Genomic DNA, 16464 nt, shown 5'->3' on the forward strand with positions numbered 1-16464 from the left:
CGCACTCCGACGTCATGCGCGACCGCAAGGCTCCTCGCTGGTCGGTCATGCCACTCCTTCACCGTCGGGTGCGGGCGCCGTCCGGCGGCGACGCACGAAAGCTCCATTGTGCAGCATCGCTGCGACCACGGACGACACCCCGATCAACACCAGCAGCCCCTGGACGATGGGTCCCCAGCGGGTGGCGGGGGTGAGATCCGACTTCAGCCGCACCTGCATGTCGAGGTAGGCGGGCTCGAAGAACGCCGTGGAGGCCAGTTCGCGGCCATCCGGAGCGATCACGGCGCTGATGCCCGTGGTGCCGGCGACGACGACGTACCGGTCGTGCTCGACGGCGCGCAGGCGGGCGAAGGCCAGCTGCTGGGCGCTCATCGGCTCGTCGAACGTCGCGTTGTTGGCCGGCACGGTGAGGAGCTGGGCGCCGCCGAGCACCGACTCGCGAGCGGCGCGATCGAAGATGACCTCCCAGCAGGTGGTCACACCCACCGGGATGCCGGCGGCGTGCACCACGCCGTTGCCCTCGCCGGGGACGAAGTAGCCCGCCCGGTCGGCATACGAGGACAACAGGCTGAAGAAACTGCGCCAGGGCAGGTACTCGCCGAAGGGCTGCACGATCTTCTTGTCGTGCCGCTCACCCGGCCCGGGGGGTTCCCGACCTGCGTCGTTCCACACGATCACCGTGTTGTGGGCGGCCGGGGCGTCGACGGTGTAGCCGGGCGCCTTCACGACGGCGCCCACCAGGATCGGCGCACGGATCGCGTCGGCGGCGAGCGAGATCTGCTCGGCGGCGTCGCGGTTGGCGATCGGGTCGATGTCCGACGAGTTCTCCGGCCACACCACGATGGCGGGCTGCGGCGCACGGCCCGCGCGAACGTCCTCGGCGAGGCGCATCGTCTCCCGGACGTGGTTGTCGAGCACCGCCCGGCGCTGGGCGTTGAAGTCGAGGCCGAGACGCGGCACGTTGCCCTGTATCGCGGCGACCGCCACCGTCTCGTCGTCACCCGCACCGACACCGGCCTTGCGCACCGCGGGTCCGGCGAGTGCGATCAGCAGCAGGATCACCACCAGGCACACCCCCGGCACGACGACGGCGGGCAGCGAGATCCGGGCCAGGTGGTGATCGGTGCGCCACCACCGCACCGCCTCGAACACCAGCGCCGCGAAGCAGAACCCGGCCAGGACGGTGACGAACGACACCAACGGCGCACCACCGAGGCGCGCCACGGTCAGCAGCGGGCTGTCGGTTTGGCTGAAGGCGACGGCACCCCAGGGGAAGCCCCCGAACGGGATCACGGACTTCAGCCACTCGGCGAGCATCCAGACGCCCGCGAACCACAGTGGCCATCCCGGCAGTCGGCGCACCACGACCGCCAGCAGGCCGAACACCCCGACGAACAGCGCCTCGAGCGCGGCGAGCATCACCCAGGGGAAGGCGCCCACCAGGCCGCTGATCCACGGGATGAGCGGCAGGTAGAAGGCCATCCCGAACACGAAGCCGTAGCCGAAGCCACCGCGTCGACTAGTCGCCGGTTCCAACAGCACCCAGGCCAGCAACGCGACCGCGGGCAACGCGAGGAACCACCAGCCGAACGGCGGAAACGCCAGGCACAGCGCGAGGCCGCCCGCCACGGACGCGCTCAGCCGCATCAGGCGCGGGGTCAGGACACCGCGGGCGCGCGTCGCGGCCCGGGCGGCGAAGCCGGGTGACGTCGTCGTGGGCGTCGCGGCGTCGGGGTCGGCTGCCTCCGACGTCGTACTGGGCTCAGCCATGGAGGACGACCCCTCGGTGCGCCGTCGTGCGGCACCGCGGCAGGGGACGTCCGGAATCGAGGTTCGGCAGCGCGGGCACCCGCGAGTTCGGTTCGGTGGACCAGCGCTGCACCTGGTCGGCGGGTGCGGCCACCTCGAGCGAGGCGGGTCCGTCGGGCAGTTCCCACACCGCGTAGGACGCGGGTGCTCCGGGGACCAGCGTGCCGGTCACCCCGTCGCGGACACCGGCGGCCCGCCATGCCCCGCGGGTGGCCGCAGCGAACGCCGCCCGCGCCGACACCCCGCTGCCCGGGGTGCGGTGACGCACCGCAGCGCGCACGGTCGACCACGGATCGATGCTGGTCACGGGGGAATCGGAACCGAAGGCGAGTGGCACGCCTGAGGATGCTAACAGGGCGAACCGGTTGAGCCCCGAGGCCCGATCGGGCCCCAGCCGAGCGGCGTACATGCCGTCGCGACCACCCCAGACGGCGTCGAAGTGCGGCTGCACGCTCGCGATGACGCCCCACGCGCCGAGCTGGGCGGCCTGCTGCTCGGACACCATCTCGAGGTGCTCGAGACGATGCCCACACCGCGCGACCGCGGGCGCCCCGACGCGTCCCACGACGCGGCCGAAGGCCTCGACCACCGCGGCGGTGGCCGCATCGCCGATGACGTGGAACCCGGCGGTGACGCCCGCCTCGGTGCAAGACGCGACGTGCGCCTCCACGGCGTCGACGTCGAGGTAGGCGTTGCCGCACGTGTCGGCGTCGGCGTACCGGTCGTGCAACCAGGCGGTGCGCGAACCGAGCGCGCCGTCGACGAACAGATCGCCCGCCAGGCCCGCGGCCCCGGTGGCGTCCACCAGCTCGCGGGCCCGCGCGGCCGTGCCGACCGCCTCGCCCCAGTAGCCGACGACGTCGACGCCGTGCACCAGATCCCGCACCGCCAGCCAGTCGTCGAGTCCCCCGATGGCCGGGCCCGCGCACTCGTGGACGGCGACGACACCGTTGCGCGCGGCGAGGTCGAGCGCGGCGATCCGCGCCGCCGTCAGCTGCCCGGGGGTCAGCAGGTCCCGCGCCGCGGCGCGGACCAGGTGGTGCGCGTCGGCCGTCAGCGGTCGTTCCGGATCCCATCCCGGGGCCGCGCCCGCTTCCGGGACCAGGGCCCGCAGTGCGGTCGACGCCGCCGCCGAGTGCACGTCGACCCGCGCCAGGTACGCCGGTCGATCCCCCAGCACGGCGTCGAGGTCGGCGGTCGTGGGGGGCACGGGCCGCGGCCAGGTCGACTCGTCCCAGCCGTGTCCCCAGACCGGCCCCTCGGGGATGCGACGCGCGTAGTCGCCGACCAGGCGCAGGAAGTGCTCCAGCGACGTCGCCTCGTGAAGGTCGAGGCCGTCGACGTTCAACCCGGTGGAGGTGAGGTGAACGTGGGCATCGACGAACGCGGGGGCGACGAATGCCCCGGCGAGGTCGACCACCTCGGCGTCGGGGAACTGCAGACGGCCGACGTCGTCGGAGCCGAGCCATCGGACCGTGGCGTCGGGGCCGTCGCCGACCGCGATCGCCGTCGCGTCCGGCATGGCCGGGCTGTGGATCCGGCCGTTGACGAGCAGTGTGGTCACGTCACGGCGCGGGCGGTCGACCGAAGGTCGGCGGCAGGCCGGGCCGCTCGGTGTCCGTGACGTCGACGACCTCGCCGTCGATGTAGTCCCCGGGCCGCGCCCGACGCGGTCCGGTGGCGGTCGTGACGATCAGCGGCATCCGGCCCAACCCGCGGGCTGCCAGCGCGGCCACTGCCGGCCGCGCGAGCACCCGGGTCGGCGGGGCGAGCAGCAGCAGGCCCAGTACGGACGTGACGAGGCCCGGGATCACCGTGAGGACGACGCCGAGGGCGACCAGCGCTCCATCGGTGACCGCGCCCTGCGGCGACGTCAGACCGGACTGCAGCAGGCGGACCTGCCGCTTGATCTGCGATCCGGCGACCGCCAACCCCAGGGCGAACGTGCCCACCAGGATCAGGAACGTCCACCCGATGCCGATCGTCGATGCCAGTCCGACGACCACTGCCAGTTCGGCGAGGACGTAGACCAGGAAGAGCCGCATAGCCATGTGGTGACAACGTTCGCGGGATCGCCCGGGTTCCTTCAAGTCCCTAGCCGCCGTCGGGGACCGCGGTGACCTCGATGGCGGCGTGCACCTTGTCGACGCCGCCGCGGATCCGCGCCTGCGGGATCCACCACCACGCGTGCCACCAGTACCGGCGGGTCACCATGTCGAACACCCGACGGGTCTCCGACTTCGGCAGGTTGCGGGCCACCGCCTCGACGGGCTCGCCCTTGACCTTGCCGAGCACGCCGCACTTCTGGATGGTGACGCGCGGAGTGTTGTTGATGCGCTTGGTCTTCCACGACCCGTCGTCGGTGCTGATGACCAGCCTGTCGCCGTCGGGCACGCCCCACACCGGGGTGGGCTTCGGCCGTCCGTCCTTGGTGAACGTGGTCAGCAGCAGGTACTTCTCGCCGTAGACGTCCTTGAACTCCGGCGCCATCTCAACTCCCCTGGGCCGGCGTCAGCTCGATCGTCACGTTCTTCGTCATGCCGCCGCGCAGCTTCGAGAAGACGTTGAACGTCTTCCCGATCAGGCCGTACCGCTTGCCGATCGCGTCGTAGGTCTTGGCGTTCGCCGACTTCGGCAGGATGGTCGCCGACGCCTCGACGGCCTCACCCTTCGGCTTGCCGCCGCGGTCGCACTCGGCGATGGTCACGCGCGAGGTGTTGCGGATCCGCTTGACCTTCCAGGACTTCTCCTGGGTGATCGCGATCAGGGCGTCCCCGGCCGGCGCGGCCCAGATGGCGGTCGGCTTGGGCCGGCCGTCCTTCGTGAACGTGGTGAGCAGGATGTACTCCGACGTGGCGACGTCGGCGAAGGTCACGGGCATGTGATCAACCTACTCAATGGCGTCGAGACCGCGCCCACGGTCGTGATTGCGCAGAGATCACGACCACCGGCGCAGTCTCGACGACGGCCCTCAGCCCTCGAGGTCGCCCTCGGTCTCCAGCAGCACCTGGCGCAGGTCGGCCAGCGTCGAGGGTTCCGGCTGGTCCCACATGCCGCGGCCGGCCGCCTCGAGCAGTCGCTCGGCCATCCCGTGCAGCGCCCACGGGTTGGACTCGTTCATGAACTTGCGGTTCTCCTCGTCGAGGACGTACTCGCCGGCGAGTCGCTCGTACATCCAGTCGGCCATCACGCCCGCGGTGGCGTCGTAGCCGAACAGGTAGTCCACGGTTGCGGCCATCTCGAAGGCGCCCTTGTAACCGTGTCGGCGCATCGCGGTCATCCACCGCGGGTTGACCACCCGGGCGCGGAAGACGCGGTTGGTCTCCTCGGACAGCGAGCGGGTGCGCACCGACTCCGGCCGGGTGTTGTCGCCGATGTAGGCGGCCGGGTCGCGGCCGGTAAGTGCACGGACGGTCGCGATCATGCCGCCGTGGTACTGGAAGTAGTCGTCCGAGTCGGCGATGTCGTGCTCGCGGGTGTCGGTGTTCTTCGCCGCCACCGCGATGCGCCGGTAGGCCGTGTTCATGTCGGCCGTCGCCGGGGCGCCGTCGAGGCCGCGGCCGTAGGCGAACCCACCCCACGCGGTGTAGACCTCCGCGAGATCCTGGTCGTCGCGCCAGTTGCGGCTGTCGATCAGCTGCAGCAGGCCGGCGCCGTACGTGCCTGGCTTGGACCCGAAGATGCGGGTGGTGGCGCGGCGTTCGTCGCCGTGCTCGGCGAGGTCGACGCGGGTGTGTGCGCGCACGTAGTTGTCGGCGTCGGACTCCTCGAGCCGCGACACCAGGCGCACCGCGTCGTCGAGCATCGCGACGACGTGCGGGAAGGCGTCGCGGAAGAAGCCCGAGATCCGCACCGTCACGTCGATGCGGGGCCTGCCGAGTTCGGCGAGCGACATCGCCTCGAGGTCGACGACGCGCCGCGACGCGTCGTCCCACACCGGCCGGACGCCGAGCAGCGCGAACACCTCGGCGATGTCGTCACCGGAGGTCCGCATCGCGGACGTGCCCCACACCGACAGACCCACCGACCGGGGCCACTCGCCGTGGTCGGCGTGGTAGCGCTGCAGCAGCGAATCCGCCAGCGCGACACCGGTGTCCCACGCCAGCCGGGACGGGACGGCCTTCGGGTCGACGGAGTAGAAGTTGCGGCCGGTGGGCAGAACGTTGACCAGCCCGCGCAGCGGCGACCCCGACGGGCCCGAATGGATGAACCCGCCGCCGAGGGCGTGGAGGATCTGGTCGATCTCGCGCTCGGTTCCCCGCAGCCGGGGCACCACCTCGTCGGCGGCGAATCGCAGTACCGACGCGACCGCTGGGTCGGAGGTGATGCCGTCGACGGCCGCGGCGTCCCAGCCGGAGTCCTGCAGGGCGGCGACGAGCCGGCGGGCCTCCTCCTCTGCGGCGTCGACCGAGATGCGGCTGTCCTGACCGTCCTCCGCCAGTCCGAGCGCCTCGCGCAGCCCCGGCACGTTCTGCTCGCCGCCGAAGAGTTGGCGGGCGCGCAGCATCGCGAGCACCAGGTCGAGTTCGACGTCGCCGGTGGGTGCCACGCCCAGAATGTGCAGCCCGTCCCGGATCTGGACGTCCTTGATCTCGCAGAGCCAGCCGTCGACGTGCAGCAGCATGTCGTCGAAGACGTCCTCGTCGGGGCGGTCGGCCAGGCCGAGGTCGTGATCCATCTTGGCGGCCCGCATCAGCGTCCAGATCTGCTGCCGGATCGCGGGCAGCTTGCCGGGGTCGAGCGCCGAGATCGCGGAGTGCTCGTCGAGCAGCTGCTCGAGGCGGGCGATGTCGCCGTAGCTCTCGGCGCGGGCCATCGGCGGGATGAGGTGGTCGACGAGGATCGCGTGCGCGCGGCGCTTGGCCTGCGTGCCCTCCCCCGGGTCGTTGACGAGGAAGGGGTAGATCAGCGGGAGGTCGCCGATGGCGGCGTCCGTGCCGCAGCTGGCGGACATGCCGAGGGTCTTGCCCGGCAGCCACTCGAGGTTGCCGTGCTTACCGAGGTGCACGACGGCGTCGGCGCCGAACTTGCGGTCCACCCAGCGATAGGCGGCGAGGTAGTGGTGACTGGGCGGCAGATCCGGGTCGTGGTAGATCGCCACCGGGTTCTCACCGAAGCCGCGCGGCGGCTGAACCATGATGACCACGTTGCCGGATTGCATTGCGGCGATGACGATCTCGCCTTGCGGGTCCTTGCTCCGGTCGACGTAGAGTTCGCCCGGCGGCGGACCCCAGTGCGCGGTGACGGCATCGGTGAGGTCGGTGGGCAGCGCGGCGAACCACTCCCGGTACTCGGCGGCCGACACCCGGATGGGATTCCCGACCAGTTGCTGCTCGGTGAGCCAGTTCGGGTCCTGCCCGCCGCGCTCGATGAGCGCGTGCACCAGGGCGTCGCCGTCGCCGGCCTCGACGCCGGGGACCTCGCCGATGTCGTAGCCGGCGGCGTCCATGGCGCGCAGCAGGGCGACCGCGCTGGCCGGGGTGTCCAGCCCCACGGCGTTGCCGATCCTCGCGTGCTTGGTGGGGTAGGCCGAGAACATCAGGGCCACCCGCTTGTCGGCGGGCGGCACGTGGCGCAGACGGGCATGGCGCACCGCGAGGCCCGCCACCCGTGCGCACCGCTCCGGGTCGGCCACGTAGGAGATGAGGCCGTCGTCGTCGATCTCCTTGAACGAGAACGGAACCGTGATGATGCGGCCGTCGAACTCCGGGACGGCCACCTGCGTCGCGACGTCGAGTGGCGACATGCCGTCGTCGTTGGCGGCCCAGGTACTGCGCGACGACGTGAGGCACAGACCCTGCAGGATCGGGACGTCGAGCGCAGCGAGATGCGCGACGTTCCAGCTGTCGTCGTTGCCGCCGGCACCCACGGCGGCCGGGGTGGCACCGCCGGCGGCGAGCACCGTGGTCACCATCGCGTCGACGGAGCCGAGCAGGTCGAGGAGGTCGGGTTCGGCGTTGCGCAGCGAGGCGCAGTAGATGGCGACCGGCCGACCGCCGGCCGCGTCGATGGCGTGACACAGCGCGCCGACGTAGGCGGTGTTGCCCGCGAGGAACTGTGCGCGGTAGAAGAGCACCGCCACGCGGGGTCCGGTGTTCGTCGATTCGTTGCCGGCCGGGCAGTCCAGCAGACCCCAGGTCGGGGTGGCCACCGGGGGCGCGAAGCCGTACCCGGTCATGAGCAGGGTGTCGGACAGGAACGCGTGCATCTGCGTCAGGTTGGCGACGCCGCCCTGGGCCATGTAGACGTGCGTCTCGAGTGCGACGCCCGCGGGGACCGACGAATGGCTCATCAGGTCCGCGTCGGGTGCCTGCTCGCCGCTGATGATCACCGTGGGCAGTCCGGAGGCGACGACCTGGTCGATGCCGTCCTCCCACGACCGGTAGCCGCCGAGGATGCGCACCACGACCGCCTGGACGCCGTCGAGCAGTTCGGCGAGTTCGCCCTCCACCAGCCGCGAGGGATTGGCCCAGCGATACGCGGCGCCGCTCGTTCTCGCCGCGATCAGGTCCGTGTCGGACGTCGACAGCAGGAGGATGGTCGGCACCGACGCAGTTTCAGCCACGCCCTATTCGTACCGCACCGGGCCGCGGGGCCGGTCCATCCCCGCGGTCCGATGCGACCGCAGCATCGATCAGCGGTCGTAGTTGCCCCAGCGACTCTGCCAGGACTGCGGGTACGGAAGGCCCAGGATCGCGACGAGTGCCACGACGAGGGTTGCGAAGGCGATGAGTGCGAACATGGTCGTTCCTCTCGATCAGCGCCCGTGGACGTCGTTGTCCCGGCGGGCGGTACTGCTGAGCAAAACGTAGTACCGGCGGTACCGGATGTGCGGGTTTCGTGTGGCACGGAACACATCGACTCGCGACGTGACCCAGGTCACCCTGGGCGGCCGGACTTCGGCTCGTGCCAAGCGAAACGGTGGCGCCGACGGCGTCCGTCTGAGGAGATGACGGGATGGCTTCTCCTCAACCGTCCGCTCGTGCCGACGCACCCACCGTCGTCAAGCTGGGCGCCCACATCGGGGCCCGGATCGACGGCGTCCGCCTCGGCCCTCACCTCGACTCCGCCACGGTCGCGACGATCAACGACGCACTGCTCACCCACAAGGTGATCTTCTTCCGGGATCAGCACAACCTCGACGACGCCTTGCAGCTGGAGTTCGCCCGCCTGCTCGGCACCCCCACGCTCGCCCACCCGACCGTGCTGTCCCGGGGTACCGACGTCCTGCCGATCGACTCGCGCTACGACAAGGCGAACTCGTGGCACACCGACGTCACGTTCGTCGATCGCATCCCCAAGGCGTCGCTGCTGCGGGCGGTCACGCTGCCCGAGTACGGCGGCACGACCACCTGGGCGTCGACCGAGGCCGCCTACGACCAGCTGCCCGAGCCGCTGCGGCACCTGGTCGAGAACCTGCGGGCCATCCACACCAACGACTACGACTACATCCGCGACTACGACGAGAGCCGGGCCGCCGCGCAGAACCCCGCCGCCGACACCGCGCGGCAGTACCGCGACGAGTTCGTGTCCGACACCTACGAGACCGAACACCCCGTGGTGCGCGTCCACCCGGAGACCGGCCGCAAGGTGCTGCTGCTCGGCCACTTCGTCAAGCGGTTCGTCGGGCTCGGCAACCACGAGTCGGCGACGCTGCTGGCGCTGCTGCAGGCGCGTGTCACCCGGCTGGAGAACACCATCCGCTGGAACTGGCTGCCCGGCGACCTCGCCATCTGGGACAACCGTGCCACCCAGCACTACGCCGTGTCCGACTACGACGACCAGTACCGCAAGCTCAGCCGGGTCACGCTGGCGGGCGACGTTCCCGTCGACGTACACGGCGCGACCAGCCGCGTCATCACCGGCGACGCCTCGCACTACTCCGACGTCGTGGCACCGCGGAGGCTCACCGCCGTACCGTAGGGGTGTGATCCGTAGCCGCGATGACGATGCGTGTCCCGGCGCACTTCAGGTGCACCAGGCGGCCGACGGTGCCCTGGCGCGGATCCGCCTGCCCGGGGGCATGATCACCGCCGGGCAACTGGGCGCCCTGGCCGCGGCCGCCACCCGATTCGGCTCGGCGACACTGGAACTCACCTCCCGCGGCAACCTGCAGGCTCGAGGCGTCACGGACACCGGCGCCTTCGCCGAGGCGGTCGCCGACGCGGGCCTGCTGCCCTCGCCCAGCCACGAGCGGGTGCGCAACGTCGTGGCGTCCCCGCTGTCGGGCCGGTCGGGCGGCATCGTCGACGTGCGCGCCGTGGTGGGAGACCTCGACGCGGCGATCCGGCGCGACGCGGTCCTCGAGAATCTCCCCGGGCGGTTCCTGTTCGGGGTCGACGACGGTCGCGGCGACGTGTCGGGGTTGGGTACCGACGCCGCCGTGCACGCGCTGACCCCCGACGTCGCGGCGGTGCTGCTGTCCGGCGTCGACACCGGGGTGCGGGTGGCGATGGACGACGCGGTCGACGCACTGACGAGCATCGCCCGACGGTTCGTCGATGTCCGCGGAAAGGCCTGGCGGGTCGGTGAACTCGATGATCCAACGGTGGTGCTGGCCGGTCTGGAGCGGACGGCCGACCCCGGCGCCACGTGGCCGCCCGAGGTGCGCCCGCCCGTGGGATGGATCGATCAGGACGACGGTCGCGTGGCGCTCGGCGCGGCCGTGCGCCTCGGCGTGCTGGAGGCCCGGACCGCGGAGTTCCTGGCCGCCATCGAGGCGCCCCTGGTCATTACGCCCTGGCGTTCGGTGCTGGTGTGCGACCTCGACGAGGGCGTCGCCGACGTCGCGCTGCGGGTGCTCGCGCCGCTCGGCCTGGTGTTCGACGCCGACTCCCCCTGGTTGTCGGTCAGCGCCTGCACCGGCAGTCCGGGCTGCGAACGGTCGCTCACCGACGTGCGGCGGGACGCCGCCGAGGCCGTCCGCGAGCCGAGCGCCGTGCACCGGCACTTCGTCGGGTGCGGACGCGCCTGCGGCAGCCCGCCGGTGGGTGACGTGCTGGTGGCCACCGAGGACGGCTACCGGTCACGGGACTAGGTCCCGCGCCGGCCGGCACCCTTGAGCGGCAGGCCGACGCAGATGCGCGCGGCGTCGTGCCCGAGTACCCGGGCCGTCTCCGCTCCGGCCCCGGGGGGCGACATCAGATCGGCCATCGGGTCGGCCACCTTCTCGGGCTGCACGCAGATCCCCTGCGCCGCATCGATTCCGACCCCGACGCCGAGCGGTGACCGCAGGGCGGCGACCCGGGCCAGGGCCGCCGCATCCGCTCCCTCGGCGCGGTCGACGTCCCTGTCGACGACGAACGGCACGCCCTCCTCCTCGATGCCCGCGAGCACGGCGTCCTCGATGGGCCCGGCGGCGACACTGGCGACCACGATCACCGGCCGGGTCGGCCCCTTGTCGCGGCTCACGACGCGTGCCGCCGCGCGAACGACGCCACCAACCCGGTGGCCACCGCGTTGCGCGGCCCCTCGGTCCCCCGGACGTTGCCCGTGCCGCAGACGATCCCGTGGGGCGCGACCGCGTCGGCGATCATCTGCGGGATCTCGAAGTCGAGCGCACACCCGCCGAGGAGGACCACGAAGCCGATCCGGCGCAGGTCGCCGTCGGGGGCCACCCGGGCCAGCGCCCGCAGCGCGTTCACCACGAACACCCGGTCCTTGGCGGAACGCCGAACGGTGCGGATCCGGTCCAGCGAGTGCCGGGTCGGGATGGGACTCATCGCGTGCTCGCCGAGGGTCAGGACGCGCCCGAACGACGGCGGGGGCAGCGGCTTCTCGAAGAACTGCACGGTGCCGTTCTCGAGCCGGACGTGGAAGAAGCTCTCCGCCTTGGCCAGCGGGTGGCGCTTGATCTCCTCGGCGAGTTCGAGGTTCTGCGTGCCGAGTTCGGCGTCGATCAACTTGGTCACCAGATCGCCGGCGCCCGCCAGGTGCACGGTGCCGACCGCGTCGCCGGCGGTGAGCAGCGCGGCGTCGGTGGATCCGCCGCCGAGGTCGAGCACCACCAGTGGACGGTCGGTGCCGGGGGTCGTCAGCGCTCCGAGCACGGCCATCTCCGCCTCGACGCCTCCGACCACGACGTCGACGTGCGTGGCGCCCACCGCGCGAAGTCGCTCGCGGACCGCGTCGGCGACGGCCTGCATGCCGCTCTCGCGGGTGCGGACCATCGCCGCGAGAGCGACCGCGTTCTCCAGCGCCACCTCGCCCGCGAGCCCACCGCGGACCTCCTGCGGCACGAACGTGTCGACGCCGAGCAGGTCGCCGATGCGGACGTCGCCGAGGTCGTGGCCGCACAGGTCGGCCATGCTCTGTCGGACGCCGGAGATCATCCCGCCGGTGTTGGTGCCGGCCTCGCCCGTGACGTCGGTCAGCGGGCCGACGCGTTCGACGGCCGCCATGATGTCGGCGGCGCCGCCGGAGACGTCGACGGTGGCCCGCCGCCGCTCCCCCGTCAGCACCAGCGAGCCCGCGGGAATGACGCGGTCGCCCACGTCGCCGGACGGCGTGCGGATCACCACGGCCGACCTGTTGCCGGTGAGCGCGCGGGCCACGGGCGCGACGAGTTTCGTCTCCGCGGCGTCGAGTTCGAAGATCGTCGCCAGACCGTAGGCGTTCGACAGCGTCCGGATCGACTGGCCGGGTGCGGCGACCTCCACCGCCGCGCGCATGCCGACCGGGATGGCATCGATGCGCGAGACCTCGTCGACGACGGGGATCTTGACCTCGAGCCGGTTGACCACGAGGACGGCGTCGTCGTGGCAGAGGATCGCCCCCTCGACGGCCACCCCGCGCGTACGGGCGGCGTTCATCGCCGCTGCGGCGGCGTCGAAGTCGACGCCTGCGGGCACGGCGACGATGACGGCCGTGCCGGCGTCGACCTGGCCAAGGTCGCCGAACGCGACGACCACTCCGATGCCGAGCCCACGGCCGCCCGGCGTGCGGGGATCGTGTCCGATCATCGTCGATTCGGTGATGATCGTCTCGGTGATGGTCTCCATGGCCAGCCCGCTGATCACCGGGGTCGCCTCGTTGAGCAGGATGACGTCGAGGTCGGCCAGCGCCACGCCCGCGCCGGCGAGCGAATTGGTCACCGCCGCAACGACTCCGTCGACGTTGCCGACGGTCCCCTTGACGCCGGTGGTGGGGGTCAGCGCGCTACCGAGGTAGTCGACACCGCCGTCGTCGGAGACGGTCGCCGCACTGGCCTCGGTGGTTGAGTTGCCGATGTCGACCCCGACGCACAGGACTGCCACGTCGTGGACCCTCAGCTCGCGGCGACCGCCGAGAACTCGGGCGACACCTCCAGTGGCCGCGCCTGTTTGCGGATCTGCTCGGTCTCCTTGAGGTGCAGCAGCGCGGCCTTCGCCTGCCAGCGGGGCCGCGCCATCTGGTCGTTCATCGTCGGAACCGGCTCGGGCGACTCACCCTTGGCGTACCGCGCCGCGTTCGACCCGACCTGGCGGTAGGTCTCCAGCGTCATGAGTGGACACTGCGGGAACAGCTCGAGGCTCGAGAGCCGGGGCAGGTCGCGCTGGTGGATCATCGTGGTGCCCCGGGACAGCAGACCGATCCCGATGCCCGACCCGGACAGCTTGGCGCCGGTGTGGGCCACCACCGCGAGGTCGGAGCTGTGCGACACCCTGATGCAGCGTGCCTCCACCTCCTGCTCCTCGATGCCCGCGAGCAACTGGCGGATCACGTCGGCGTGCGACAGCCCGGTGATGGTCTTGGAGAAGAAGTCCGCGAACGCCGGCGACACCGACACCACGACCTCGTCGGAGCGCGTGCCGCGCTCGGCGGGGCCGATCTCGGTGAAGGCCAGCGTCCGTGTCTCGACCGGTGACGTCATCTCAGTCGACCTCCTCTTCCGGGTTGGCGGCGCTGGTGACGTGTCGCAGCCGCTTCATCTCCTCCCACCGGGCGCCGGACGGCCGGTAGCCGCTGCCGGGACCGGCGTAGTCGTTGCGGTCGTTGATCGCCGACAGCGGCACGAGGTCCCTGGTCAGGATCGCCGAGGTCTGCAGCAGGTCGCCCGAGACCCGTTGCCGCAGAACGGTCAGCACGTGGTCCGCGATGCCGGAGAAACCCGTCGACTCGAGCGCCTTGACGATGTCGAGACCGGTGACTCCCCGATCCATTACCTGCTGGGCGCTCTTGAAGTCCTCGAGGACGTCGCGCGGGATCAATTCGTTGCTGCCGTGGGCGTAGACCGCGGCATCGATCTCGTCGTCGGTGATCGGCGCGAGGTCGAGGTAGCGGAACACCGCCTGCAGCGCCTTCGCGGCGTGCAGCCGGACGGCCAGGATCTCCGGCTCCCGGACGTGCCGCAGACCGCCGTCGATCTGGAAGTCGCGCTGCAGGGTGTTGAAGTCGTCGAAGTCCTCGGCGTCCACGTTGGACCCGGCGAACATGTTGTCGTAGTTGGGCACCGCCGAGTAGCCCGAGCAGACGAAGTCGGTGCCCGGCATCATCTGCGGCATCAGGCGCGCGGTGCGACGCATCGGCGAGTGCGAGAACGACTGGTCGTTGCCGGACGCACACTCCAGATCGACTGCTGACGCGATGAGGTTCTCCGCGGCGACGGCCCGGATGCCCGCGGGCACCGCACCGGGCACGCCGATGCACGAGATCGAACCGTTCTGCAGCCCTTGCACTCCCGCGCCCTTGGCGACCAGGATGCAGCGGATCTCGAGGTACAGCATGGAGCGGCCCTCGGCGTTGCCCATCTGCACCTCGGAGCCTGTGCCCGACGTGAAGCGCATCTTGATGCCGCGCGACGCGTAGGCGGCGGCGAGGAACGCCTTGGACCACGGCGTGTCGTCGCCGTCGACGAACACCGCCTCCGTGCCGTACACCGAGATGGTCTCCGCATAGCCGGTGATGCCGCGCATGCCGAGTTCCAGCTCGGTGGCCTCTTCCAGCGCGCACTGCGTGAGCGGGCCGCCCTCGCCGGCCTGGCTGCCGATCAGCAGCGCCATCGCGACCAGCGGCGCGTAGCGCACGACGCCGAGGGTGGTCTCGACCTCGGCGAAGCCGCGGATCGCCGCCTCGGCCGCCTCGCACACCACCTGCAGCGGGTTGTCCCGGGCGCTGGTGCAGTGCGCCTGGTTCGCGGGCGTGCGGCGGGCCCGCATCTTCTGCATGCCCATCATGATCTCGACGATGTTCATCGCCTTGGCCACCTCGAGCAGCTTCGCCGGGGTGAGGCCCCGGGTCACCGACAGCACCTCGTCGCGGGAGACGCCGGGGTCGACCAGCATTCGCGCGATGTGCTGCGCCGACAGCGCCATCGACTCCTCGGTGCTCGCCACGTCGATCGCCTTGTCGGCGATGAACTGGTCGATGAAGTCGAAGGCGGCGCGGACGCGACCGTCCATCTCGACGATCAGCCCGTCGGCCACCCGCACGCTCGGGGCGGGGTCGAACGCGCTGTCCATCGCGACCATGCCGGCCTCGGGCCACTCCTCGACGAAGCCGTCGAGATTGACCGGGCGGTTCTCCAGCACCTCGGTGCGCTTGGAGTGCCGGACGCCGTCGGTGCCGTGCTGCGGTGCTGCGGTCATCGTCTGCTCCTACTCGCCGGTGGCCAGGACGTCGCGACGCTCGTACACGTCGGCCGCCTCGCGGACGAGACCGGCGAGCAACGTTGCACCGTAGACGGATTCGAGTTCGTCGGCGATCGCGTCCAACTCCGGCTTGGTCGACGCGTTCGGCCGCAGCGCGTTGTAGATCTCGAGGACGCGCTCGTCGCTGATGGCCGTCATCTCCGCGGCGCGCCGCAGGTTGTCGCCCAACTGGGGACGTCCGACCTTCTCGGCCAGCTGCGCCTGCAACCGCAACGTGTCCGGTGTGATGCGCAGGTCCTCGGCGCCGACCTCACCGGCCATCACCGCCTCGATCGTGATGTCCTCGATCGACTTCCCGGTGGGTGTGAACAGCACGTCGGTGCGGTGCACGCTCAGTGGGTAGTCGGCCGCCGGGTCCAGTACGGGTTCCGTCACGCCTTCGATTGTGCGCTGGGTCACGTTGCATGTTCGTTGCACGGCAGGTCAGACCCGCGTGGCCCGATCCCGTCAGAGCGCGGCGACGCCCGCCTCGGCGACGCTGACGTCCTGCTCGACGCTTCCCGCGCTGACGCCGATGGCCCCGACGACCTCGCCGTCGACCTCGAGCAGCAGTCCACCGCCGAACAGCACCAGGCCACCCGACAACTGCTCGAGCCCGTACAGCTCGCCACCCGGTTGGCACACGTCCATCAGCGCGCTGGTGGGCAGGTTCATCAGGATCGACGTCCGCGCCTTGCGGATCGAGATGTCGATGCTCGCCTTGATCGCGCCGTCCATCCGGGCGAATGCGACGAGGTGCCCGCCGTCGTCGACGACGGCCACGTTCATCGGCTGGCCGATCTCCGTCGCCTTGGCGGTCGCGGCCGCGACGATCCTCGTCGCGGTGTCGAGTGGAAGTCGGTTCATGGCCTGCCCCTTCGGATGTGCTCTCGGTCAACCAGTTTGACGTCGGGCGACGCCGATGATTGGCGAGCGTAGACGATGGACGGCGGTCCCGGTGCAACCGTGATGCAACGCTGGCGCGCCTAGCTTGCACGAGACCGACACGAGGAAGGACGGCCGTTGAGCGTTCCGGATTCCGTTGCCG

Annotated in this window: 14 protein-coding genes; 2 read left to right on the forward strand and 12 right to left on the reverse strand. The window is 71.2% G+C overall.

From position 1 onward, the window contains the following. Positions 1–45 precede the first annotated feature (45 nt). The 6 genes from lnt to cobN form a co-directional block, all read right to left on the reverse strand. A complete protein-coding gene (gene lnt / locus G6N64_RS22390; protein ID WP_163799868.1) occupies positions 46–1770 on the reverse strand; it encodes an apolipoprotein N-acyltransferase in 1725 nt (574 codons plus the stop codon). Then, entirely contained in the window at positions 1763–3373 is a 1611-nt protein-coding gene (locus G6N64_RS22395) for an amidohydrolase (RefSeq protein WP_163799869.1), read from the reverse strand. Before G6N64_RS22395 ends, lnt begins: the two co-directional genes overlap by 8 nt. 1 nt (position 3374) lies before the next feature. After that, a complete protein-coding gene (locus G6N64_RS22400; protein WP_163799873.1) occupies positions 3375–3860 on the reverse strand; it encodes an FxsA family protein in 486 nt (161 codons plus the stop codon). Between the two features lie 43 nt (positions 3861–3903). Then, the gene (locus tag G6N64_RS22405) at positions 3904–4299 is read right to left on the reverse strand and encodes a PPOX class F420-dependent oxidoreductase (RefSeq protein WP_163799875.1); all 396 of its coding nucleotides are present in this window, start codon (positions 4297–4299) and stop codon (positions 3904–3906) included. Position 4300: 1 nt separating this feature from the next. After that, positions 4301–4690, reverse strand: a complete 390-nt coding sequence (locus tag G6N64_RS22410; protein ID WP_163799877.1) for a PPOX class F420-dependent oxidoreductase — start codon at positions 4688–4690, stop codon at positions 4301–4303. A gap of 90 nt (positions 4691–4780) precedes the next feature. Continuing rightward, positions 4781–8374 carry a cobaltochelatase subunit CobN gene (gene cobN / locus G6N64_RS22415; RefSeq protein WP_163799879.1) on the reverse strand — a complete coding sequence of 1198 codons (3594 nt, stop codon included), beginning with the start codon at positions 8372–8374 and terminating at the stop codon, positions 4781–4783. 392 nt (positions 8375–8766) lie between these two features. Here cobN and G6N64_RS22420 point away from each other — a divergent pair, with 392 nt between their 5' ends. Then, positions 8767–9732, forward strand: coding sequence for a TauD/TfdA dioxygenase family protein (locus G6N64_RS22420; RefSeq protein WP_163799881.1), 966 nt, complete (start codon positions 8767–8769; stop codon positions 9730–9732). A 4-nt stretch (positions 9733–9736) separates the two neighbouring features. Beyond that, complete coding sequence (cobG, locus tag G6N64_RS22425) at positions 9737–10846, forward strand: precorrin-3B synthase (RefSeq protein ID WP_163799883.1); 1110 nt, start codon at positions 9737–9739, stop codon at positions 10844–10846. Here cobG and G6N64_RS22430 read toward each other — a convergent pair. The 6 genes from G6N64_RS22430 to G6N64_RS22455 form a co-directional block, all read right to left on the reverse strand. Beyond that, the gene (locus tag G6N64_RS22430; RefSeq protein WP_163799884.1) at positions 10843–11220 is read right to left on the reverse strand and encodes a glycerol dehydratase reactivase beta/small subunit family protein; all 378 of its coding nucleotides are present in this window, start codon (positions 11218–11220) and stop codon (positions 10843–10845) included. The genes cobG and G6N64_RS22430 overlap by 4 nt on opposite strands. Next, complete coding sequence (locus G6N64_RS22435; RefSeq protein ID WP_163799887.1) at positions 11217–13064, reverse strand: diol dehydratase reactivase subunit alpha; 1848 nt, start codon at positions 13062–13064, stop codon at positions 11217–11219. The genes G6N64_RS22430 and G6N64_RS22435 overlap by 4 nt, the downstream gene beginning before the upstream one ends. Positions 13065–13075: 11 nt before the next feature. Continuing rightward, positions 13076–13660 (reverse strand): propanediol/glycerol family dehydratase medium subunit, encoded by a 585-nt coding sequence (locus G6N64_RS22440; RefSeq protein ID WP_163799889.1) that lies wholly within the window; start codon positions 13658–13660, stop codon positions 13076–13078. Between the two features lies 1 nt (position 13661). Further along, positions 13662–15374 carry a propanediol/glycerol family dehydratase large subunit gene (locus G6N64_RS22445; RefSeq protein ID WP_163799908.1) on the reverse strand — a complete coding sequence of 571 codons (1713 nt, stop codon included), beginning with the start codon at positions 15372–15374 and terminating at the stop codon, positions 13662–13664. Positions 15375–15383: 9 nt separating this feature from the next. Continuing rightward, positions 15384–15812, reverse strand: a complete 429-nt coding sequence (locus tag G6N64_RS22450) for a diol dehydratase small subunit (RefSeq protein ID WP_163799911.1) — start codon at positions 15810–15812, stop codon at positions 15384–15386. Positions 15813–15884: 72 nt separating this feature from the next. Further along, positions 15885–16283: a GlcG/HbpS family heme-binding protein gene (locus G6N64_RS22455; RefSeq protein WP_163799912.1), complete on the reverse strand. Its 399-nt coding sequence runs from the start codon at positions 16281–16283 to the stop codon at positions 15885–15887. Between the last annotated feature and the right edge of the window lie 181 nt (positions 16284–16464).

Source organism: Mycolicibacterium sediminis (assembly GCF_010731735.1).
Lineage (GTDB): Bacteria > Actinomycetota > Actinomycetes > Mycobacteriales > Mycobacteriaceae > Mycobacterium > Mycobacterium sediminis.

What these genes read in the sequence shown, in the direction of transcription:
- G6N64_RS22440 (WP_163799889.1), bottom strand. Translation starts at nt 13,660, where the DNA reads ATGACGTCACCGGTCGAGACACGGACGCTGGCCTTCACCGAGATCGGC.
- G6N64_RS22420 (WP_163799881.1), top strand. Translation starts at nt 8,767, where the DNA reads ATGGCTTCTCCTCAACCGTCCGCTCGTGCCGACGCACCCACCGTCGTC.
- G6N64_RS22400 (WP_163799873.1), bottom strand. Translation starts at nt 3,860, where the DNA reads ATGGCTATGCGGCTCTTCCTGGTCTACGTCCTCGCCGAACTGGCAGTG.
- G6N64_RS22410 (WP_163799877.1), bottom strand. Translation starts at nt 4,690, where the DNA reads ATGCCCGTGACCTTCGCCGACGTCGCCACGTCGGAGTACATCCTGCTC.
- G6N64_RS22405 (WP_163799875.1), bottom strand. Translation starts at nt 4,299, where the DNA reads ATGGCGCCGGAGTTCAAGGACGTCTACGGCGAGAAGTACCTGCTGCTG.
- G6N64_RS22445 (WP_163799908.1), bottom strand. Translation starts at nt 15,374, where the DNA reads ATGACCGCAGCACCGCAGCACGGCACCGACGGCGTCCGGCACTCCAAG.
- lnt (WP_163799868.1), bottom strand. Translation starts at nt 1,770, where the DNA reads ATGGCTGAGCCCAGTACGACGTCGGAGGCAGCCGACCCCGACGCCGCG.
- G6N64_RS22455 (WP_163799912.1), bottom strand. Translation starts at nt 16,283, where the DNA reads ATGAACCGACTTCCACTCGACACCGCGACGAGGATCGTCGCGGCCGCG.